General features: G+C 73.1%; 15 protein-coding genes and 4 pseudogenes. 10 read left to right on the top strand and 9 right to left on the bottom strand.

The features are described from left to right. The first annotated feature begins 304 nt into the window (after positions 1-304). Together ACO1BR_RS29760 and ACO1BR_RS29755 are read left to right on the top strand one after the other, a co-directional pair. Positions 305-553, top strand: coding sequence for a DUF3311 domain-containing protein (locus ACO1BR_RS29760; protein WP_426798192.1), 249 nt, complete (start codon positions 305-307; stop codon positions 551-553). Then, positions 550-2,078 (top strand): annotated as a pseudogene (locus ACO1BR_RS29755) (sodium:solute symporter family protein). The gene ACO1BR_RS29760 and the pseudogene ACO1BR_RS29755 overlap by 4 nt, the downstream one beginning before the upstream one ends. Positions 2,079-2,181: 103 nt before the next feature. Here the strand turns inward: ACO1BR_RS29755 and ACO1BR_RS29750 are convergent. From ACO1BR_RS29750 to ACO1BR_RS29740, 3 genes and pseudogenes are all read right to left on the bottom strand, one after another. Further along, positions 2,182-3,258 (bottom strand): annotated as a pseudogene (locus ACO1BR_RS29750) (SCO0930 family lipoprotein); the annotation flags it as partial. A gap of 139 nt (positions 3,259-3,397) precedes the next feature. Continuing rightward, positions 3,398-5,002 (bottom strand): NADH-ubiquinone oxidoreductase-F iron-sulfur binding region domain-containing protein, encoded by a 1,605-nt coding sequence (locus ACO1BR_RS29745; protein ID WP_426798185.1) that lies wholly within the window; start codon positions 5,000-5,002, stop codon positions 3,398-3,400. Beyond that, positions 4,999-5,649 (bottom strand): hypothetical protein, encoded by a 651-nt coding sequence (locus ACO1BR_RS29740; RefSeq protein ID WP_426798184.1) that lies wholly within the window; start codon positions 5,647-5,649, stop codon positions 4,999-5,001. Before ACO1BR_RS29740 ends, ACO1BR_RS29745 begins: the two co-directional genes overlap by 4 nt. Before the next feature lie 498 nt (positions 5,650-6,147). Between ACO1BR_RS29740 and ACO1BR_RS29735 the strand changes: the two genes are divergently transcribed. Next, positions 6,148-7,053 (top strand): PucR family transcriptional regulator, encoded by a 906-nt coding sequence (locus ACO1BR_RS29735; protein WP_426798183.1) that lies wholly within the window; start codon positions 6,148-6,150, stop codon positions 7,051-7,053. A gap of 87 nt (positions 7,054-7,140) precedes the next feature. Here ACO1BR_RS29735 and ACO1BR_RS29730 read toward each other — a convergent pair whose 3' ends face one another. The 3 genes from ACO1BR_RS29730 to ACO1BR_RS29720 all read right to left on the bottom strand — a co-directional run bounded on the left by ACO1BR_RS29730 (position 7,141) and on the right by ACO1BR_RS29720 (position 11,488). After that, positions 7,141-8,565 carry a DUF1996 domain-containing protein gene (locus ACO1BR_RS29730; RefSeq protein WP_426798191.1) on the bottom strand — a complete coding sequence of 475 codons (1,425 nt, stop codon included), beginning with the start codon at positions 8,563-8,565 and terminating at the stop codon, positions 7,141-7,143. 252 nt (positions 8,566-8,817) lie between these two features. Then, the gene (locus ACO1BR_RS29725; RefSeq protein ID WP_426798182.1) at positions 8,818-9,474 is read right to left on the bottom strand and encodes a DUF4142 domain-containing protein; all 657 of its coding nucleotides are present in this window, start codon (positions 9,472-9,474) and stop codon (positions 8,818-8,820) included. Positions 9,475-9,598: 124 nt separating this feature from the next. Beyond that, a complete protein-coding gene (locus tag ACO1BR_RS29720) occupies positions 9,599-11,488 on the bottom strand; it encodes an AMP-dependent synthetase/ligase (protein ID WP_426798181.1) in 1,890 nt (629 codons plus the stop codon). Between the two features lie 166 nt (positions 11,489-11,654). Here ACO1BR_RS29720 and ACO1BR_RS29715 point away from each other — a divergent pair, with 166 nt between their 5' ends. The 4 genes and pseudogenes from ACO1BR_RS29715 to ACO1BR_RS29700 form a co-directional block, all read left to right on the top strand. Further along, a complete protein-coding gene (locus ACO1BR_RS29715; protein WP_426798180.1) occupies positions 11,655-11,960 on the top strand; it encodes a DUF6412 domain-containing protein in 306 nt (101 codons plus the stop codon). Positions 11,961-12,196: 236 nt separating this feature from the next. Continuing rightward, positions 12,197-13,177: a YidC/Oxa1 family membrane protein insertase gene (locus ACO1BR_RS29710; RefSeq protein ID WP_426798179.1), complete on the top strand. Its 981-nt coding sequence runs from the start codon at positions 12,197-12,199 to the stop codon at positions 13,175-13,177. Positions 13,178-13,316: 139 nt separating this feature from the next. Next, a complete protein-coding gene (locus tag ACO1BR_RS29705; RefSeq protein ID WP_426798178.1) occupies positions 13,317-14,174 on the top strand; it encodes a fumarylacetoacetate hydrolase family protein in 858 nt (285 codons plus the stop codon). Between the two features lie 16 nt (positions 14,175-14,190). Then, a pseudogene (locus ACO1BR_RS29700) lies at positions 14,191-14,280 on the top strand (DUF445 family protein); the annotation flags it as partial. 307 nt (positions 14,281-14,587) lie between these two features. On the opposite strand, the gene ACO1BR_RS29695 reads toward ACO1BR_RS29700, so the two are convergent. Further along, on the bottom strand, positions 14,588-14,830 hold the full coding sequence (locus tag ACO1BR_RS29695; protein WP_426798177.1) for a hypothetical protein: 243 nt from the start codon (positions 14,828-14,830) through the stop codon (positions 14,588-14,590). A 495-nt stretch (positions 14,831-15,325) separates the two neighbouring features. On the opposite strand from ACO1BR_RS29695, the gene ACO1BR_RS29690 reads away from it, so the two are divergent. Both ACO1BR_RS29690 and ACO1BR_RS29685 read left to right on the top strand, forming a co-directional pair. Then, positions 15,326-16,156, top strand: coding sequence for a helix-turn-helix domain-containing protein (locus ACO1BR_RS29690; protein WP_426798176.1), 831 nt, complete (start codon positions 15,326-15,328; stop codon positions 16,154-16,156). Further along, positions 16,147-16,353, top strand: a complete 207-nt coding sequence (locus ACO1BR_RS29685; RefSeq protein ID WP_426798175.1) for a DUF397 domain-containing protein — start codon at positions 16,147-16,149, stop codon at positions 16,351-16,353. Before ACO1BR_RS29690 ends, ACO1BR_RS29685 begins: the two co-directional genes overlap by 10 nt. Before the next feature lie 297 nt (positions 16,354-16,650). Here the strand turns inward: ACO1BR_RS29685 and ACO1BR_RS29680 are convergent. Further along, positions 16,651-17,130: pseudogene (locus tag ACO1BR_RS29680) on the bottom strand (heme-degrading domain-containing protein); the annotation flags it as partial. Next, positions 17,127-18,248 (bottom strand): Gfo/Idh/MocA family oxidoreductase, encoded by a 1,122-nt coding sequence (locus tag ACO1BR_RS29675; RefSeq protein WP_426798174.1) that lies wholly within the window; start codon positions 18,246-18,248, stop codon positions 17,127-17,129. The pseudogene ACO1BR_RS29680 and the gene ACO1BR_RS29675, both read right to left, overlap by 4 nt. Positions 18,249-18,304: 56 nt before the next feature. Here ACO1BR_RS29675 and ACO1BR_RS29670 point away from each other — a divergent pair, with 56 nt between their 5' ends. Then, entirely contained in the window at positions 18,305-19,459 is a 1,155-nt protein-coding gene (locus tag ACO1BR_RS29670) for an ROK family transcriptional regulator (protein WP_426798173.1), read from the top strand. Positions 19,460-19,517: the final 58 nt, after the last annotated feature.

Below are 19,517 nucleotides of genomic sequence, written 5' to 3'. Positions count from 1 at the left end.
GTGTCCGGACGTAAAGCGAAGCAGTCCGGACACCCAGCCCCGGAGGACCGTCACCGCACTCGACAGCCCCGCGCAGCGGCCCCGCCCGCCGCAGGCGCCACGGCGACAAACCCCCACGGCGGGTAAGCCCACAACGTGGGAAGCCGGCCCGCCGCAGGCGCACGGTGGGACGGCCGAAAACGTGGGAAGTCAGCCCAGCGCGCAGCGACTAGGCTCGGGCGACGTGCGAAAACGGACCTACGGCGGGAAAGCCGAAAACGTGGGGCGCGGCGAAGCGCAGCGGAATGGCGGGGAAGCCGAAAACGTGGGGCGCGGCAAAGCGCAGCGGAAGGGCGCAGCGGCCTGGCTACTGCTGCCCTACGTGCTGTTCCTGGCGGTGCTGCCGCTCGTGAACCGGGTGACGCCGACCGTCGCCGGGTTGCCGTTCCTCTTCTTCTGGATGCTGCTGGCGACGTTGCTGACGCCGCTCGCGGTGTGGCTGGCGTGGCGCGGTGATCTCCGGCGTGCCCGGTCGCAGGCCCCCGGTCCGGCGGACGAGCGGGGGCGGGGATGAACGCCACCGTCGCCACCGCCATCTTCGCCGCCTTCATGGTGCTGACCGTCGTCCTGGGCCTGCTGGCGGTCCGCGGCCGGGGGGCCGGCGGCGGACTTACAGAGTGGTCGGTGGGCGGGCGCAGCCTGGGCACCGTCTTCATCTGGGTGCTGATGGCCGGGGAGAGCTACACCAGCTCAGCTACCTGGGCGCGGCGGGCTGGGGCTACAACTTCGGCGCGCCGGTGCTCTACGTCCTGGCCTACATGTCGTGCGGCTACGCGATCGGCTATGTCGTCGGGCCGATGCTGTGGGCGTACGCCCGCCGGCACGGTCTGGTCGGCATCACCGACATCGTCGCGCACCGCTACCGGCGGCCCTGGCTCGGCGCCGCCGTCGCGGTGCTCGCCACCGTGTGCCTGCTGCCGTACATCCAGCTGCAGATCACCGGCATGGGTGTGGTGGTCTCCACCATCTCCTACGGCGCGATCAGCCTCAACTGGGCCTGTTTCATCGGCTTCGCGGTCACCACCGGCTTCGTCGTCGTCAGCGGGCTGCGCGGCAGCGCCTGGGTGTCGGTGCTCAAGGACCTCCTCGTCATCGTGACGCTGGGCTTCCTGGCGGTCTACGTGCCGCTGCACTACTTCGGCGGCTACGGCCCGCTCCTCCACCGCATCGTCGCGGAGAAGCCGGAGTGGCTGACCTTTCCGGGCCACCGGTCGGGTGGGCTGGGCCAGGTCTGGTTCATCACCACCACGCTCGTCAACTCCCTGACGGTGGTGGTCTTCCCGACGACCGTCGCGGGCTATCTCGGCGCCCGTAACGCCGACGCGCTGCGCCGCAACGCGATCTACCTCCCCTTCTACAACGTCCTGTTGTTCGTGCCGATGCTGCTGGGGCTCGCGGCGCTGTTCGTGGTGCCGGGGCTGGCCGGTGCCGACTCCAACCTGGCGCTGTTCAAGCTGGTGGTGGACTCCCTTCCGGCCTGGGCGGTGGGCGTCATCGGGGTGGCCGCGGCGCTCTCCTCCATCGTGCCGATGGCCGTGTTCATGCTGGTCATCGGCACGATGTGGGGGAGGAGTGTGCTGGGTGCGATCCCCCGGCTGGCGACCCGTCAGAAGCTGTGGTCGCAGCTCGTCGTGGTCGCCGCCGGGGGGCTCGCGCTGGTCCTCACCTACACCGCACCCACCACCCTCGTACGGCTGTCCCTGATCTCGTACGAGGGGATGGCGCAGCTGGTGCCGATGCTGCTGCTGGGGCTGGTGTGGCGCCGGCTGACGGTGTACGCGGCGGTGAGCGGCCTGGCGGCGGGCTTCGCGCTGGTGTGTGTGCTGGTCTTCGGGGGACACGATCCGGTGTGGGGGATGAACGCGGGCATCGTCGGTCTCGCGCTGAACGTGGCGGTGGCGCTGGCGGTGACCTGGCTGGGTCCGCGGGAGGCGGGCGACGACCGCCCGGACGGCGAGGTCCTGGCGCTGGACGACGAGTTCCCGCGGGGCGGGGTGCCGGCACCGGGCGATCCGGTCAGTACGCCGGTGTCGCGGTGACGTCCGAACTCGGCGCGCCACTCGGTGTGCTGCCACTCGTCGCGCCACTACTGGCCGCGCCGCCGTTCGCCGCGCCACTGCTCGACGCGCCGGACGGGGTCTTGGTGTTCTTCTTGCCGTCGTCGGAGACCGCGAACCACAGGCCCATCTTGCCCTGGCCGTTGATGTCGCCGGGCTGCTTGTCGCCGGTGAACCAGTAGACCGGCCAGCAGTTGATGGCGAGCTGGCGGGTGCCGTCGGGGCGGGTGACGGTGGAGACGAGGTGCGGGGAGATGCCGTTGAGCTTGGAGCGGTCGGCGGGCTTGGCGGGCTTCCAGGTGTCCAGGCAGGTGTCGTTGCAGCCGAACTTCATCGGCCAGGCGCTGTCCTTGTTGAAGCGGTAGAGGGTGCGGCCCATGCCGTCGACGAGGATCTTGCCGAGCTGGGGCTGGGCGAACACCCCGACGTCGCCCGGCTGCTGGGTGCCCGCCTTGGTGCCGTCGGAGGCCAGCGCGTGCCAGGTGCCGCCCACGCCCTGGCCCTTGGTGTCGCCGGGCTTGGTGTCCTTGGCGAAGCGGTAGGCGGGCCAGCCGCCGATGGTCAGCTGCTTGGTGCCGTCGGCGCGGGTGACCGAGCCGAGGGCGTCGGGGGCGATCCCGGCGGGGGCGGTGGCGCCGTCGGCGGGGACCGGCGGCCAGGTGGTCGCGCAGTCGCCGGAGCAGTTGGATGTGGGGGGTTTCGCGGTGTCCTTGTCGAAGCGGTAGAGGGTCATGCCCTGGGCGTCGGTGACGACCGGGCCGAGGGTGTCGGACTGGTGCAGGGCGAGGGCGCCGGCGGGCTTGCCGGCCGCGGCGGGCTTGCCGCTGTCGCCGCCGGCCTGGCCGCCGTAGCCGCCGGTGCTGCTGCCGTAGCCGGTGCCGTAGTCGCTGCTGCCCTGGCCGGCGGGCTGGACGTTGTCGGTGCCGCTCCCGGTGCCGGCGGCGTGTCCGCTGCCGTTGCTGCCGCAGGCGGTGGTGAGGGTGAGGGCGGCGNGCCCTGGCCGGCGGGCTGGACGTTGTCGGTGCCGCTCCCGGTGCCGGCGGCGTGTCCGCTGCCGTTGCTGCCGCAGGCGGTGGTGAGGGTGAGGGCGGCGGCGAGGGCGGTGACGGCCAGGACGGCGTGCCGCCGGGCCGAGGGGGGTGTGGTGACGGGCATGGCGAATCTCCTTGGGTGGGGGTGAGGGTGAGGGGATGTGGGGGATGGGGGAGTGGGGGAGGGGGAGTGGGGGGAGTGGGGGGCGGGCCCGTGGGGGTGTGTGGTTCCCTCTCTGGGCGTGTGGGGCAACGGGCTGTCAGGGTGGGTCAGTTGCCGCTCTGGATGCGGAGGGCGAGGGCCGGGCAGCGGCGTACCGCGAGCTGGGCGCGGCGCCGCATACGGGCCGGCAGCGGCATACCCGCCGTCTCGGGGTAGCCGTCCGGGCCGAGCCGGATCATGGCGGGTACGACCTCCGCGCACAGGCCGTGGCCGCGGCACAGCGTCCAGTCGACCAGCAGCCGTTCGGGCGGCGGGGGCGGTGGCGGGGGTGCCGAGGGCGGCGGCGGGTAGCGGGGCGGGGCGGGGAGTTGCGGCCGGTGTCCGGTGACCGGGAGCGCTCCGGTCACCGGACGGCCGCACCCGAACCCGTGCGCGTGGCGGTCGAACTCCTCGGGGAAGGCGGCGAGGGCCGATGCCACGAAGCGCGCGGTACCGTCCGGGTGGCTGCAGGCGCCGCGGCCGCGCACCGCCCGCAGGCGGGCGTGCACGGCCTCCAGGGCGGCGTCCCCGCCACCCCGTACGGCGCGGTCGAGCTGGTCGGCGAGGGCGGGCAGCCCCAGTACGCAGGGCCCGCACTGCCCGGCGGACTCGGCGGCCATCCAGCGCGCGACCCGTACGGTCTCGCCCGCCGGGCAGGTGTCGTGGGGCAGCGGCAGGACCGCCCCGGCGCCCAGCACCGCGTCGTGGACGGCCAGCGCGTCGCGGGAGAGGGTCGCGGTCCGTGCGGCGTCGGGGGAGAGCCAGGTGCCGTGGTAGCCGCCGAGGAGGACGCCCTGCCCGGCGTCCAGGCCGCAGTGCGTGAGGACCTGGAGCAGCGGCGTGCCGTAGGGGGCCTCCACGACCTGGCGGCCGGCGACGGTCAGCAGCAGGGTGCCGGGCTCGGTGGGCAGGCCCGCGGTGCGGTAGCCGAGGGCGCCGAACCGTGCGGCCAGGGCGAGTTGGGCGTAGGTCTCGGCGTTGGAGAGCAGGGTGGGCAGGCCGTCCAGGCCGCGTTCGCTGGAGCGGACCTTGCGGCCGGAGGGCAGTGCGGGGCCGCCGGACAGGCCGCCGGTGAGCGCGGTGCCCTCGCCGGTGACGAACCGCTCGGGCAGCCGGGTGACCCTTAACGGCGGCCGGACCGGGCCGCGTTCGGCGATGGCGCGGCGCACCGAGTCCGCCACGTCCGGGCGGGTCACCCCGATCGCGATCTGCCGGGCGCCGATCGCCCCGGCGGCCAGCAGCGCGCCGTCCAGCACCAGATGCGGCACGTGCAGCAGCAGCGCGGTGTCCTTGAGGCAACTGGGTTCGCCCTCACTGCCGTTGACGACCACCGCCGACTTGCCGTCGGCGCGGCGGATGCCGTCCAGGACGGCGGTCACCTTGCGGGCGAACGGGAAGCCGGCGCCGCCCCGGCCGCGCAGGTCGGTGTCCTCGGCCAGCGCCACCAGCTCCTGCGCGCTCAGCCGGGGCGGCTGGCCGTGCAGCGTCAGATGGGCGACCCGGTCGAGGCGGGGCAGTTCGTCGAGCCCGGCCAGCAGCCGGGGCGGACCCACGGACGTCAGGCCGGGGAGCGGGGCGGCAACACCGGGGAGGCCAGGGGCGCTTGCGAGGACGGGCAGCCGTGCGGTGTCCGCGGTGGAGGACAGTGGGTGGGCGGGGGCGGGGGCGGTCATCGGGGCTCACTTCCTGTGGTGCGGCGCGGGCCGCGCAGCCGCAGGGCGAGCCGTACGGCCACCCCGGCGAGCGCGATCCCGTATCCCGCCACCGCCCAACCCGCGGCGGCGCGGCCGGACTTGAGGCCGTGCAGCAGGGCCAGCGCCCAGGCGGGGTAGGCGACCGTGTGCAGCGCCCGCCACCAGCGCGCGGAGCTGCGGCCGGTGAACGCGCCGCGCACCGCCCCGCTCACCGCGACCGCCACGAACCCGTATGCGGCGAGCGTGCCGAAGCCGATGAGCGCCGGCCGCACGCCGTCGGTGAACGGCACCGCGGCGGCCGCCGCCCCGGTCTGCCCCTGGGCGACCTTCACCCAGATGTGCAGGCCCAGGAAGCCCAGGCCCGCGATGCCGGTGCCGCGGTGCACGGCCTGTGCGAGCAGCCGGTGCGGGGTGTGCAGCACCATCCGGTCGGTGGCGGCCAGCCCCCACAGGACCGTGGCGGAGAGCGAGACCAGGGCCAGTACCCCGGCGCCGTAGTCCAGGAAGTGCACCGTGCTGTCCATCGCGCCGGAGTGCAGGGTGACGGCGAGGAAGAGCAGCAGTGCGGCGGGAAGTGCCGGGCGCAGCAGGGTGGTTGGGGCGGGGCGTGGGGGCGGGGCGGGCATCAGACCTCCCGAGGGCGGGACGTAACAGGTTGCCGTACGCAAATTCCGGCGATATATCCCGGCAGTGGTATTTATTCCGAGGGGCTCCGGGGCATTTGTCCGGACCACTATTCGTGTGACCCCCGGTAACACTCAACATTCCGTAACCGGCCGGATACTCGCGGCCGTAATCCGGATGACCAAAAGCATCACCGAACCTCCGCTGGATTTCCTGATGTTTAGCGCGCTGTGACAAATTCCTGCACGTGCGTCGCGGACCTCGGGGAGGACTCCGGATGATGCCGACTCAGGCGCACACAGGGCGTCAACTCCCTGTCCAGCCGCATCCCCGCCAGGATCGAGGTAGCGATGTGTGATCTCCTGAACCGCCTTTGGGCGCAGCCCCGTGGCGAGTGGACCCGGGTCGTGAGAAATGAACTTCCGGACCTTGTGGAGGAGGTGGTCACGGAGTTGCAGCGCGGATTTCCGGCAATGGCCGCACTTCTCGGTGACACGCCTGTGGAAGATGCCCAATGGGCGCTGGAGCAGGCACTGCTGACCGTTCTCGGGTACCAGAAATCATCGCAAAGCAAGCCCCCGGCGGTGCCGTCCGTCGTGACCCCGATGCCGGTGGCGCGGGCCCGTCAGGACCTCTTCGACGCCCTCGCCGGACAGCGGGAGACGCCGGAGGGCGGCCTCGGTGAACTGGCCCGGGCGGCCGGCTGGCCGGTCCCCGACACCGTCCAGGCCGTGGTCCTCGCCACGGCCGCCGAGGCGCCCCAACTCGCCGCCGCCCTGGGGCATGCGCTCATCGGCAGCGTCGACGGCTACGCCGCCCTCTTCGTGCCCGACCCGGCCACCCAGACCAGGGCCCGCCTGGAAGCCGCCCTCAAGGGCCGCGCGGCCGCCGTCGGCCATGCCGTCCCCGCCGCGGACGCCGCCTCCTCGCTGCGCTGGGCGCGCTATCTGCTGTCCCTGGCGCCCGGCCGGGGCGGCCCGGAGACGCGCCCCGCGTTCGTCGACGACCACCTCTCGGCGCTATTGCTCCTTCAGGACGAGTCGCTGGCGGACGCCCTGACGTCTCGTTGGCTGGGCCCGCTCTCAGAGTTGACGCCACGTCAGAACGAACGCCTGGAGGTCACCCTGCTGGCGTGGCTGGAGGGCGGCGGCGCCCCCGAGGCCGCCAAGCTGCTGCACGTCCATCCGCAGACCGTCCGCTACCGATTGCGTCAGATCGAGAAGCTCTTCGGCCCGGCGCTGCGCGATCCGCGGACCCGCTTCGAGCTGGAGATGGCCCTCCGCAGCCGCCGTCTGATGGCCCATGTCCGCAGTCGGCGGGCGCGCGCCGGCCGCCGGGCGCGCGCGGTGGCGTCCAGTATCCGGCCCCTCGGCATGGCCAGGGAGGCCCGGGTCAACGGCCTGTGACGCGCCGCCCGTACCTCCCGAACACACCGACGGCCGCCGTCCCCGCTCCTTCACGGAGCGGGGACGGCGGCCGACTGTCGTGCGGGATCAGGAGCAGGTCTTGCCGCCGTTGATGCACCCGACCGCCCGGTTCATCAGCCCGTCCGGCATCACGTCGATGAAGTCACCGTGGTCCGTCACCGGTTTGCGCAGCTGCTCGGGGAAGCTGTCCACCGCGAAGCTGTCGCCCGGCGGCACGTCGTACGTCAGCCGCTCGACGAGCTGCGGCACCGCCGTGAAGCCCTGCGGGCAGGCGCCGTTCCGGTCGGCGAAGGCCGTGTGGTCGCGGTGGTTGCCGCTGTCCGTGGTGCGGCCGTTCCAGCAGCCGGGGAAGGCCAGCGTGCGGACCACCTGCGAACCCCGGGGGCACAGCGGGTACTTGTCCGTCAGCTGCCGGTTCTCGAAACCGGTGCAGCTCCATGAGGCGTGCGCGTTCTTCGGCCCGTTGGTGAACGCCTTGGCGTCGCCGGTGATCACCCGCAGGAAGCGCGGCATCGCCCGTACGGCGCCCGTCTGGCTGCCGTGGTAGGTCAGCGTCACCGAGGCCGGGGTCAGCACCGAGCCGGAGTTGCCGTCGCCCCCGGCGCCCGGCTTCGGCGAGGTGGTGCCGTCCAGCTTGCGCAGCACCGGCCAGTAGTACGTGGACAGATCGCCGTTGGAGCAGGTGGTGCCGGACGCGGCCAGCGACTGCTCGGTGGAGAAGGCGTCGGTGGTCTTGTTGCCGACGTAGTCGTGGGTGTGGTGGGCGCCGTTGGACACGCCCGGGGTCACGATGACGTTGTCGGAGTTGAAGTGGCCGTTCTCGTTGCGCCCGCACGCGCTGGTGAAGGTGCCGGTGGACGCGCCCCGGCCCCTGGGCGTGAGGAACGGCGGGCCGCCGGTGCCCGGCGCGACGGTGGTGATGTCCGTGAAGTCGTCCCGCGAGGGCCCGGTCTGCTGGTGGTGCCCGCCCTGCCCCTGCCCCTGCCCCGGCTGCTGCCCCTGCCGCTGGTTTCTGCCCCAGACCTGGCTCTGACTCGGGCTCTGACTTTGGCTCTGACTTTGGCTCAGATCCCGGTCGGGGGTCGTCCCGGTGGGCTTGGTGGTGCAGGCGCTCATTCGCATCAGGTCGTCCGGGCGTTGGGCGCCGCCGTGGGCGATCGCGTCCGCCATCGCCCCGATGGTCTGCCGGCGCTGCCGCTCCAGCGCGCCGAGCGTCGTGCCGCTACTGCCCCCGCCCGCCGTCATCGTCCGGTACGCGTCCGACACCTGGCGGTCGAGGGAGGCCAGCCCCTGGGAGACCTGGAGCCGGGCGCCGCTCGGTACGGTCCGCAGGTTCTCGCCGACATCGGGGCAGGAGATGGTGGCGGCGGTCGCGGTGAGGTGCTGATGGCCCGGTACGGGGTCCGGGCCGGAGTTGTGGGCCAACGCGGTGCTGGCGATGGCCGTGAGCGCGCCGCCGCCCAGCAGGAGGGCCATCCCGGCGACCGTCATGCGGGTGCTCAACCGCGAGCGTTTGTGGGCCTGTTGGCGTTGCTGGTGGCGCTGTGGGTGGGTCCGTCGGCTCATGTGGGGATCACTTCGCTTCGTCCGTTGGGGGGAAGGGGAGGCGTTGGGACAGGGGAGGGACGGGAAGGGCTGGGGAGGGTGCAGGAAGGAGACAGGAAGGCTGCAGGTAGGGGCAGGTAGGGGCAGGAGGGGGGCAGGGAGGCCGGGCGGGGGTGGGTACCGGGGCCCGCGGCTCGCTCAGGTGCCGTGTAGGGTGCCGAAGTCGACCTGGCCGGTGTGCTCCAGGACCGTGATGTGGTCCAGGACGACGGCGTTGGCCCGGTCGGCCAGTGCGCGGACGACGGAGTTGCGGGTCTGGTCGCGGACGAGCGCGACCAGACCGAAGACCTTGCCGTGGGAGCGGCGCAGCAGCTCCGCGAAGAGCGGGCCGAAGTTCTCGTCCGAGGCGGCGCCGAGCTGGTCGAGCCAGCCCTGCTGCTCGGCGGTGGGCTGGTTGGGCAGGGCGATGCCGAGTTGCTGGGCGGCCTCCCGCGACCGGCGGTCCAACTCGGTGTGGCCGGCGACGAGATGGTCGCCCGCGGTGCGGACGGCGGTGGTCCGGCCGCGCGCCTGCGCCTGCCGGCCGGCGGGCATCTCCCACAGGCCGGCCAGCCGGACCTTTTTGACGAAGTCCCGGTCCATCGCGGTCAGCGGGCCGTAGCGGGTGTTCACGGTGCCCCCGCCGTCGTCGTCGTATCCCACTGTGTTGGTGGCCGCGGACGCGCTCTCGCCGAAGAGTTGCACGGGCAGCAGCAGCGCCGCGAGCGTGGCCAGCAGCGCGCAGACCACCAGGCCGGTGGCGATGGCCCGCCCGGAGGCGGGGGTTTTCTTCCTGGTGCCGGAGATCGACCGCATGACCGGGACGCTAGGCGCCGCCGGGGCCGCCCGGCCCCGGATCCTCACCCCTGGACAAATACCGGCCCACGCCGCCGCGGCCCTGCTAACGTCCCCATGTGCGCCGCGGGCGGATACGCGCTGGTCAGCCCGCGTACAGCGCGTCGATCTCGGACGCGTACGCCTTGACGATCGCCGCCCGGCGCAGCTTCAGCGACGGCGTCAGCAGCCCCGCCTCCTGGCTGAACTCGCCCGGCAGCACCCGGAACGCGCGGATCGACTCGGCGCGCGACACCGCCGCGTTCGCACGGGCCACCGCCCGCCGCACCTCGGCCTGCAACTGCTCCTCCGGCGACGGCACCCGCGCCGCCGCCCCGGAGCCGTCCGGGTCGCCGTCGCCGGCCGCCGCCTCGATGCGCAGCCGCCGCCAGTGCGCCAGTGCCTCCGGGTCCAGGGTGATCAGCGCGGCCACGTACGGGCGGTCGTCGCCCACCACCACGCACTGGGAGATCAGCGGATGGGCGCACAGCCGCTGCTCCAGTGCCTGCGGGGCGACGCTGGAGCCGCTGCTGGTGATGATGACGTCCTTCTTGCGGCCGGTGATGACCAGATAGCCGTCCTCGTCCAGCCGGCCGAGATCGCCGGTCGGCAGCCAGCCGCCGTACAGGCCGGGGGAGTTGCCGCGGTAGCCGCCGCCGGTCAGCCCCGTGTCGTCGAGGTATCCGGCGAACACCACCGCCCCGCGCACCCACACCTCCCCGTCCAGCGCCAGGTGCACCGCGCTGCCGGGCAGCGGGCGGCCCACCGTCCCGAACCGCACCCGGCCCGGGGGCTGCACGGTGATCGCCCCGCTGGTCTCGGTCAGGCCGTAGCCGCCGTAGACGGTGATGCCGGCGCCGGCGTACTGCAGCCCCAGCTCCCGGCGCAGCGGTGAGCCGCCGGAGACCGCGGTCCGCACCCGGCCGCCCAGCAGCGCGCGGAGGCGGGAGTACACCAGCCGGTCGTAGAGCGCGTGCCGGGCCCGCAGCCACGGGCCGGGGCCGCGCCCGGTGCCCCGCGCCCGCGCCGCCTGCGCCTCCGCGTGGCACACCGCCACTGTCATCGCCGCGTCGAACATCCGCCCCCGGCCGGCCTGTTCGGCGGCGAGCCGGGCGCGGGTGGTGAGCTTCTCGAAGACGTACGGCACCGCGAAGAGGAACGTCGGCCGGAACGACGCCAGCGCCGGCAGCAGTTCCTCCGACGCCCATTCCGGCTGGTGGCCGAGCAGCACCCCGCCGCGCAGGCACGCCACCTGCACCATCAGCCCGTAGATGTGCGCGAACGGCAGGAACGCCAGCAGCGAGGGGCGTTCGCCGGGCGCGGCCAGCAGGCCGCCCCAGCCGGCGAGGAGGGTGTCGCACTCGGCGGCCAGGTTGGCGTGGGTGATCACGCAGCCGCGCGGCCGGCCGGTGGTCCCCGAGGTGTGCACGATCGCGGCGGCGCTGTGCGGGGCGACCGCATGGCGCAGCCGGTGCACCTCCGCCTGGGGCAGCCGGGTGCCCTCCTCCGTCAGCCGCCGTACACAGTCCCGGTCCAGCTGCCAGATGCACCGCAGCGCCGGGTCCCGGTCGGTCGCGTCGCACGCCTCGGCCACCGTCATCGCCTGCGCCTCGTTCTCGACGACGATCGCCGCCACCCGCGCCCCGGTCAGGATGCACCGCAGCTGCTCGGCCGACGCGGTTGGGTACACCGGCACCAGGTGCCCGCCGATCGCCCACAGCGCACAGCTGAACAGCGTCCACTCGTACCGTGTGCGGGACATCACCGCGACCCTGGTCCCCGGCCGGATGCCGTCCGCCAGCAGCCCTCTGGCCAGCCCGGTCACCTCGTCGCGGAACGCCGCCGCGGTCACCTCGCGCCAGCCGCCGGGGGCATCGGCGTCGCGGCGGGCGAGTTGGGCGAAGTCCGGGCGGTGCGCGGCCGTGTCGAAGACGGAGTCGGCGAGGCCGCCGGTCCGCAGTGGAGCCGCCAGGGCCGGGACGCTGATGTCGCGCATGGGACCTCCCTCGGGGGGAGGGAAGTTACCGGCAGGTTTCCCGGCTGCCCAGGAGTATGGCTACTCTTGAGCGGAAGACGACAAGTCTTTGTCGCGGAACGAGCCCTGTGCGACCACGCGCCGGGCGCGAACGGCCCACCGGGCCACGGGAAGAGGGGGACGCCGGATGCACCGCATCGTCGACGCCTGGCGCCTCTACACCTCCGCGCTGTTCTTCCTCCTCGCCGGGCTCCTGCTCGCCCAGAGCGGTCTGACGACCGCGCTGACCGCCGCCGCGACCACCGCCGCGCTCCTGCTGCTGTGCAGCGCCCTGGCCCTGGCGGCCACCGCCCGCCCGGTGCCGCCGGGCCGCATCCGCACGGCCATCCGCGACCGCGAGCGCCGAACGGCGTTCCTGCCGCAGCGCGACCCGGACGCCGCCGGCCGGCCGCGCCCGCGAGCGCCGGGCCGCGCCCTCCCGACGGCCGCGTAGACGCCCCGGCACCTCGGCGCAACTCCCGGGCATCTCCCGGGATTCACGGGCATTCCGACTCTTCGCGGGTCTTGGCGGGCACTCACGGCACTTGCGGGCGGCAGCTCCGCTGCCCCCGCGTGCCTGCCCGCTCCCGCCCGCCGCCTCCTTTGCCCCGCCCCCGTACCGGTGCGCGTCCACGCCGCTCGTCACGCCGATCCCGTTCCGGCACGACGAGACCCGTGGAGGGCTCACCCATGTCCGTTTTCGACGTCCTCGGCGATGCGCTGGCGCGCGGCGCCGACACCCTCGCCCCGCTCTTCGGTGCCTCGGCCACGGCCGTCGCCATCGTCCTGTTCACCCTCGGCGTGCGCGCCGCACTGCACCCGCTCGCCCGCGCCGCGGCTCGCGGCGAGAAGTCCCGTGCCGTGCTCGCCCCGCAGATCGCCGCACTCCAGCGCCGGTACGGGGGCGACCGCGAACGGCTCCAGCAGGCCATGACCGAGCTGTACGCCAAGTCCGGCGCCTCACCGCTGGCCGGCTGCCTGCCGACCGCGCTCCAGGTGCCGGTCTTCTTCGTGACGTACCGCATCTTCACCAGCGGGAACGCGACCCTGCTCGGCCATACGCTGCTGGGCGCGCCGCTCGGCGGCAGCTGGCGCCAGGCGCTCGCGGACGGCGGGGTGTTCGGGCCGCACGGGCTCGTCTACCTCGGGCTGTTCGCGCTGATCGGGGCGGTCGCCACCTGGAACTACCGGCGGGCGCGGGCCACGGCGGCGGCCAACCCGGCGCCGGCGGCGGGCCCCGGCGGTACGGCCGTACCCGGTATGGGCACCCTGCTCAAGGTGATGCCGCTGCTGTCCTTCGGCACGCTGATCACCGTCGCGGTGGTGCCGCTGGCGGCCGGGCTCTACCTGGTGACCTCGACGGCCTGGACCGCGTGCGAACGGGCGCTGCTGCACCGGGACCGGAAGCCGGTGCGGGAGCCGGTGCGGGAGCCGGAGCCGGCTCCCGCTCAAGCGCAGGGCCGCACGCCGTCCGGCGGTGCGCGGAAGCGGGCGCCCAGGACGCGGGCGGCTCGGCAGCAGGCCGCCCGGGCGCGGGCGAACGCCGCCGCGCGGGCGGACCGGGCCGGGAGGCGGGACGCGGACGGCGGCCGGGCCGCCACGCCTGGACCGGCGGAACCGGCGTCCGGATCTTCCTCCCCTGCTGACCAGGCCGTCACTACCCCTCGGTAACGGTCCACTCCGTGGACGGGGGTCTTGCGGACCGGACCCTGTTCTTGGAGGATCGGCCAAAACGCTCGATGGCCGTCCCCCATCGGCCGGCCCTGGAGAACCCTTCGGGGCCGACCCATCGACCACGGGAGTTGTACCGATGAAGCTGCTGCGCGTCGGAAATGTGGGGGCGGAACGCCCGGCGCTGCTCGACGACACCGGCGTCCTGCGGGACCTGTCGGACACGGTGCCGGACATCGACGGCGCACTGCTCGCGGACGACGCGGCGCTGGCCCGAATACGGGCCGCCGCCGCGTCCGGCGGGCTGCCCGCGCTGGACGCCGCCGGGCTGCGCACCGGCCCGCCGGTCGCCCGGATCGGCAAGGTGGTGTGCATCGGGCTGAACTACCACGACCACGCCCGAGAGACGGGGGCCGCGACCCCCGAGGAGCCGATCATCTTCATGAAGGCCCCGGACACGGTCGTGGGCCCCGACGACCCGGTCCTGGTGCCGCGCGGCAGCGTGAAGACCGACTGGGAGGTGGAACTGGCCGTCGTCATCGGCCGTACCGCCCGCTACCTGGAGAGCGACGAGCAGGCGCTCGCGGCGGTGGCCGGGTACGCGGTGGCGCACGACGTCTCCGAGCGCGCCTTCCAGATCGAGCGCGGCGGCCAGTGGGACAAGGGCAAGAACTGCGAGACGTTCAACCCGCTGGGCCCGTGGCTGGTGACCGCCGACGAGGTGCCCGACCCGCAGGCCCTGGGCATCCGGCTGTGGGTCAACGGGGAGCTGAAGCAGGACGGCACGACCGCCGAGCAGATCTTCCCGGTGGCCGAAGTGGTCCGCTACGTCAGCCAGTTCATGACGCTCTACCCGGGCGACGTCATCAACACCGGCACTCCGGCCGGGGTCGCGATGGGACAGCCCGAGCCGAAGCCGTATCTGCGGGCCGGCGACGTGGTGGAGCTGGAGATCGACGGTCTGGGCCGCCAGCGGCAGTCGCTGCGCTCGGCTTGATCCCCACGCTGTTNTCGGCCGCGACCTCCAGTTCATCCGCATCAACGGCACGGTCGTGGGCGCGTTGGCGGGACTGTGTATCTACGCGGTCTCGCAGGCGTTTTGAGGCCGGTTGGCCCCCTCCCACGTTGTCGGCCGTTCCGCCGTTCCGCTGCGCTGTGCCGCGCCCCACGTTGTCGGGTGCTACGCCGTTGCGCCTGCGGCGGGCGGGGTCCGCTGCGCGGGGCTTTCGGGTGCGGTGACGGTCCTCCGGGGCCGGTGTGCAGGACTGCTTCGCTTTACGTCCTGCACACCGGCCCCTCCGGCCCGTCCCCTCCCGTTGTGGGTGGGTAAAACCGGTGGGGGTGCGCGTAGGGGGACGGTGCGGGCTCATGGGTGGAAGGGACCATCACCGGCCCCCCCGCAGCACTTCCTCATGGCGTGCCGTCCTGACGCTCGGCATCGCTGTCCGTTGCCCCTACGGCCTCGACGCACGCGGTCAGACCGCGCAGCAGCTCCGCGAGGTCTTCCTCGGTCAGCTCATCCATCCACGCGGTACGGGCCTTGAGTTCCGCCCGCACGAGGTCGAGTTGCCGGTACGGCTCCCGATGCCTGATGTGCCGGTTCCACGCCTCCTCGGCCCAGTGGCACCACCGTGACCATGCGCCCGCGTTCATGTGCGCACCGCCTTCGCGTGGGGGTGCCGACGGATCTCGATGCTGCGGTCGATCACCGTCGTCATATCTCCGGCGGCACGCGCCACCGCACGCTGGCGAGCCAGGGCGGCGCACACGTCGCACCCGGCAGCGGGCTCGGGTTCGGGTACCGGAACCGGGTCCGGCAGGTGAACGGTGCGGCAGTTGCGGGGCGTCAACTCACCACCTCCAGATGGTGAATCCGGCGCCGTCCGGCGTCGATGTCGTGCACCGAGAGCCACAGCGCCCGCAAAAGCAGTTCGAAGAGCCACAGGCTGCGTTTGCGCATGTCGTCAACCTCCTGGTCGTTGGTGGCCGTGCCCTGGGCCGTGCGGTCGGTCGCCGGGGTCTTTCGCGTTTTGGTGGGGGCATCAACTCACCACAGAACCAGTAGCCTTGAGAGGCTTGACCACGCGGCAGTCAAGTACAGCCCTGGCGTCTGATCGTTCAGCGCCGACATAGGGGGAGGTCAGAGGGGTGGCCGAGGACGAACGGCTGGGGTACTTGACTCCGCTGCAGCGCTTTGGGGCAACGGTCAGAGACGTGCGCACGGGTCGGAAGATCACGCAGAAACACCTTGGGACGTATGCCGGTTATTCAGAGGCGTACGTGTCAAAGGTTGAAAAGGGCACGATGAAGCCCTCTCAACGGTTCGCAGAGAAGTGCGACTGCGTGTTTCAGACACGCGGCATGTTTGTGCGACTGCTCGGAGACATTGAACGCGACGACAACCCCTCGTGGTTTGTGCCGTATCTCGAAAGAGAGCGGGAGGCGTCGCGGGTTCTCGACTTCTCAACAACGAGCATCATGGGGATTTTTCAGACCGAGGAGTACGCGCACGCCGTCTTCCGCGCGGGGCATCCGCGTGAGTCCGCCGAATTTATACACACCAAGGTGGGCGCACGTCTAAGGCGACGCGACATCCTGACGCAGGATAACCGGCCACTGGTTTGGGTTGTGCTTCACGAGGCTTGTTTGCGCACAGTAGTAGGTGGAACTGCCGTAATGGCCGCGCAACTTGATCACCTCGTCTTGTCGGCCGAATCGCCGAGTGTGGACTTTCAGGTCGTGCCGTTTTCTGCCGGAGCTGCGGCGGCTCATGTCCCGGCGTTTACTCTGCTTACCTTTGACGAGGATCCCAGCGTTGTGTACTCGGATGATCCGCAGGGAGGGCGACTCTACCAACAACCCGAAACCGTGGCTCTCTTCTCGGAGCATTACGATCGGCTGAGGTCACACGCGTTGGCGCCCACTGACTCACTGACCTTTATCGACAAAATCCGCAAGGAGTATCTGTCATGGCATTGACCGAGGCTGTCTGGGAGAAATCTTCCTACAGCGGATCAAGTGGCGGGCAGTGCATAGAGTTCTCCCGTGCGTTCGCCCCATCCGGACTCATTCCCGTCCGTGACTCAAAGGTCCCTTCCGGACCCGCGCTGATCTTCCCTGTCTCGCAGTGGTCGGCATTCATCGAGTCGGTGAAGGATGACGAATTCACGGCCTAGCACACGCGCGACGGCCACCGTCCAACACCACCACGGACGGTGGCCGTTCGCATGCCCGCGGGCGAGGTTCGACCACCGGACGGAACCTGGGATCCCCTTCTCATCCCACCCACAACGAGAGGGGACGGGCCGGAGGGGGCGGTGTGCAGGACGTAAAGCGAAGCAGTCCTGCACACCGGCCCCGGAGGACCGTCACCGCACCTCGAAAGCCCCGCGCAGCGGACCCCGCCCGCCGCAGGCGCAACGGTGGGAAACCTCCACGGCGGGACACCCGACAACGTGGGAAGCCGCCCCGCGCAGAAACCGCTCCAGCGCCTCGACGACCAGCGCGTGGTCGTCCGCCTGCGGCAGTCCGGACACCGCGACCGCCCCGACGACGCCGGTCCCCCGCAGCCGGACGGGGAAGGCGCCGCCGTGCGCCGCGTAGTGGTCCGGGTCGAGGCGGGAACTCTCCTCGAACGTCCGGCCCTTGGCGCGGAACCGGGCGCCGACCAGGTACGAGGACTCCCCGTAGCGCTCGACGACGGCGCATTTGCGTGCGATCCAGGCGTCGTTGTCGGCGGAGGTGCCCGGCAGGGCGCAGTGGAACAGCTGCTGGGCGCCGCGCCGGATGCCGACCGTGACGGCGGCGCCGCGCTCCCGCGCCAGCGCGACCAGCAGCGAACCCAGCTCCCAGGCTTCGTCGTTGCCGAAGGTGTCGAAGAGCAGCCGCTCCTCCTGGGCGGTCAGCTCGCCGATCTCGTCGACCGCGGCGGGCGCCCCCGCGGCGCCGCTCATGCCGCCGCCCCGATCCGGACCGTCCGGCCCTCGGCCGCGGAGATCCGGGCGGCCTCCAGGACGCGCAGCGTCGCCGCGGCCTCGGCGGCGGTCACCGGCGGTTCGCCGCCCTCCCGCAGGGCCCGCTCGATCGCGGCGTAGTAGGCGGGGTAGTCGCCCGGCAGCGTCTCCACCGGCTCGCCGCCGCCGCTGCGGGGAGCCGCCCCGGCGCCGAGGCGGCCCCAGCCGGTCCGCTTCTCCACGCCCCACTCCACACCCTCGTCGCCGGGGCGTTGGCCCTCGCGGAGTGCGGCCTCCTGCGGGTCCAGGCCGTGCTTGGTGTAGCCGGCCCGGTTCCCCAGCACCCGGAAGCGGGAGCCGAGAAGGGCGGTGGTGGCGCTCACCCACAGATGGGAGCGGACGCCGTTGGCGTGGGTGATCGCGATGAAGGTGTCGTCGTCGGCCTCCGCGCCCGGGCGGCGGATGTCGGACTCGGCGTACACGGAGGCGGCCGGGCCGAAGAGGGTCAGCGCCTGGTCGACGAGGTGGCTGCCGAGGTCGTAGAGCAGCCCGCCGAGTTCGGCCGGGTCGCCGGACTCGCGCCAGCCGCCCTTGGGCTGGGGTCGCCAGCGCTCGAAGCGGGACTCGAAGCGCCACACCTCGCCGAGCGCACCGTCCTCGATCAGCTTGCGCACGGTCAGGAAGTCGTTGTCCCAGCGGCGGTTCTGGAAGACGGAGAGCAGCAGCCCGTGGTCGGCGGCGAGCGCGGCGAGCTTCTCGGCCTCGGCGGCGGTGGCGGCCAGCGGCTTGTCGACGACGACCGGGACACCGGCCTCCAGCGCGGCGGTGGCGAGCGGGACGTGCGTCTTGTTCGGGCTCGCCAGCACGATCAGGTCCAGCTCGCCGGCGGCGGCCCGGTCCAGGACGGCCTCGGGGGTGGCCACCGTGCGGACCTGCGGATGCTCGGCGCGGGCCTGCGCCTGCCGTTCGGGGTCGGAGGTCGAGACGGTGTCGAGCAGCAGCCCTTCGGTGGCGGCGATCAGCGGAGCGTGGAAGACCGACCCCGCCAGGCCGTATCCGACGAGGCCGACGCGGAAGGGCGGGCGGGGGGAGTGGGGGGTGCCCAGGGGGTCATTCATGCCGTCCACTTTCGCAACGCTGTTGCCAAAGTGCAAGCAGCGCGGACAATGGGGGTGTGAGCAGCAACGATCCCGACCCCCCGGCCACCGCCCCCACGACACCCGCCGCCGGCCCCGGCGCGAACCTCCTCGCCCTGCGCGGGCACAACGCCGCGCTGGTGCTCGGGCTGCTGCGCGCGGCGGGGGAGGCGGGGGCCAGCCGTCCGGAGCTGGCCGAGCGCACCGGTCTCACCCCGCAGGCGGTCAGCAAGATCACTGCCCGGCTGCGGGCCGACGGCCTGGCCGAGGAGGCGGGCCGCCGCGCCTCCACCGGCGGCAAACCCCGCACCGTACTGCGCCTGGTCCCCGACGCCCGGTACGCCGTCGGCCTGCACCTGGACCGCGACGAGCTCCGCTGCGTGCTGGCCGACCTCGCGGGGCGGCCGGTCGCCGAGCGCCGGGCGCCGCTGGATCTCGGCGCCGGCGCCGAGGCGGTGCTGACCGCCGCCGCGCGGGAGGTCGCGGCGCTGCGGGACGCGGCGGGCGGGCCGCCGGTGCTCGGCGCCGGGGTGGCCTGCCCGGGGCCGCTCGACCACGGGAGCGGTGTGCTGCGCCAGGTCACCGGCCTCCCGCAGTGGGACGGCTTCCCGCTGCGGGACGCGCTCGCCGCCCGCCTCGGCCTGCCCGTCGTCCTCGACAAGGACACCAACGCGGCGGCGCTCGGCATCGGCCGCGCACCCGAGGAGGCCGGTGCCTCCTTCGCCTACCTCCACCTGGGCACCGGACTGGGCGCCGGGCTCGTCCTGGGCGGCGCCCTCTACCGCGGCCCGCACACCGGCGCCGGCGAATTCGGCCACCAGGTGGTGCAGTTGGACGGGCCGCGGTGCGGCTGCGGGCGGCGCGGCTGCGTCGAGACGCTGTGCCTGGCGGCGGTGGCCCGCGGCGATCTCCCGGCGGCGGCCCGGGTGCTGGGCGTGGCCGCGGCCAACCTCGTCGAACTGCTGGACATCGACCGGGTGCTGCTCGGGGGCCGCACCGTACGCGCGCACCCGGAGGCGTTCCGGGACGGCGTGGCCCGGGTCCTCGCCGACCACGCGGCGCTGCGCGGCCGGCCGCGGCCGGCGGCCGGCGGCGGACCCGGGGCCGCGCCCGCGGTGGCCCTGGCCCGCGGCGGATCCCGGACCGTCGCGGACGGCGCCGCCGAGCTGGTGCTGACCGGGCTGTTCCGCTAGGGCCGGGCCTATGGGTCGAAGGCGCGAGCCGTTACCCGAGGGGCGTGGCGCACGCCCC

It is taken from the genome of Streptomyces sp. YGL11-2 (genome assembly GCF_050054615.1).
In the GTDB taxonomy this organism is placed as follows: domain Bacteria; phylum Actinomycetota; class Actinomycetes; order Streptomycetales; family Streptomycetaceae; genus Streptomyces.
This window is presented reverse-complemented; position numbering and strand designations above follow the sequence as displayed.

Bases quoted from the DNA above. Each gene is read 5' to 3' on its own strand.
- ACO1BR_RS29710 (WP_426798179.1), top strand. From the start codon at position 12,197: ATGTCCGTTTTCGACGTCCTCGGCGATGCGCTGGCGCGCGGCGCCGAC.
- ACO1BR_RS29715 (WP_426798180.1), top strand. From the start codon at position 11,655: ATGCACCGCATCGTCGACGCCTGGCGCCTCTACACCTCCGCGCTGTTC.
- ACO1BR_RS29695 (WP_426798177.1), bottom strand. From the start codon at position 14,830: ATGAACGCGGGCGCATGGTCACGGTGGTGCCACTGGGCCGAGGAGGCG.
- ACO1BR_RS29720 (WP_426798181.1), bottom strand. From the start codon at position 11,488: ATGCGCGACATCAGCGTCCCGGCCCTGGCGGCTCCACTGCGGACCGGC.
- ACO1BR_RS29730 (WP_426798191.1), bottom strand. From the start codon at position 8,565: ATGACGGTCGCCGGGATGGCCCTCCTGCTGGGCGGCGGCGCGCTCACG.
- ACO1BR_RS29725 (WP_426798182.1), bottom strand. From the start codon at position 9,474: ATGCGGTCGATCTCCGGCACCAGGAAGAAAACCCCCGCCTCCGGGCGG.
- ACO1BR_RS29685 (WP_426798175.1), top strand. From the start codon at position 16,147: ATGGCATTGACCGAGGCTGTCTGGGAGAAATCTTCCTACAGCGGATCA.
- ACO1BR_RS29705 (WP_426798178.1), top strand. From the start codon at position 13,317: ATGAAGCTGCTGCGCGTCGGAAATGTGGGGGCGGAACGCCCGGCGCTG.
- ACO1BR_RS29675 (WP_426798174.1), bottom strand. From the start codon at position 18,248: ATGAATGACCCCCTGGGCACCCCCCACTCCCCCCGCCCGCCCTTCCGC.
- ACO1BR_RS29745 (WP_426798185.1), bottom strand. From the start codon at position 5,002: ATGACCGCCCCCGCCCCCGCCCACCCACTGTCCTCCACCGCGGACACC.
- ACO1BR_RS29740 (WP_426798184.1), bottom strand. From the start codon at position 5,649: ATGCCCGCCCCGCCCCCACGCCCCGCCCCAACCACCCTGCTGCGCCCG.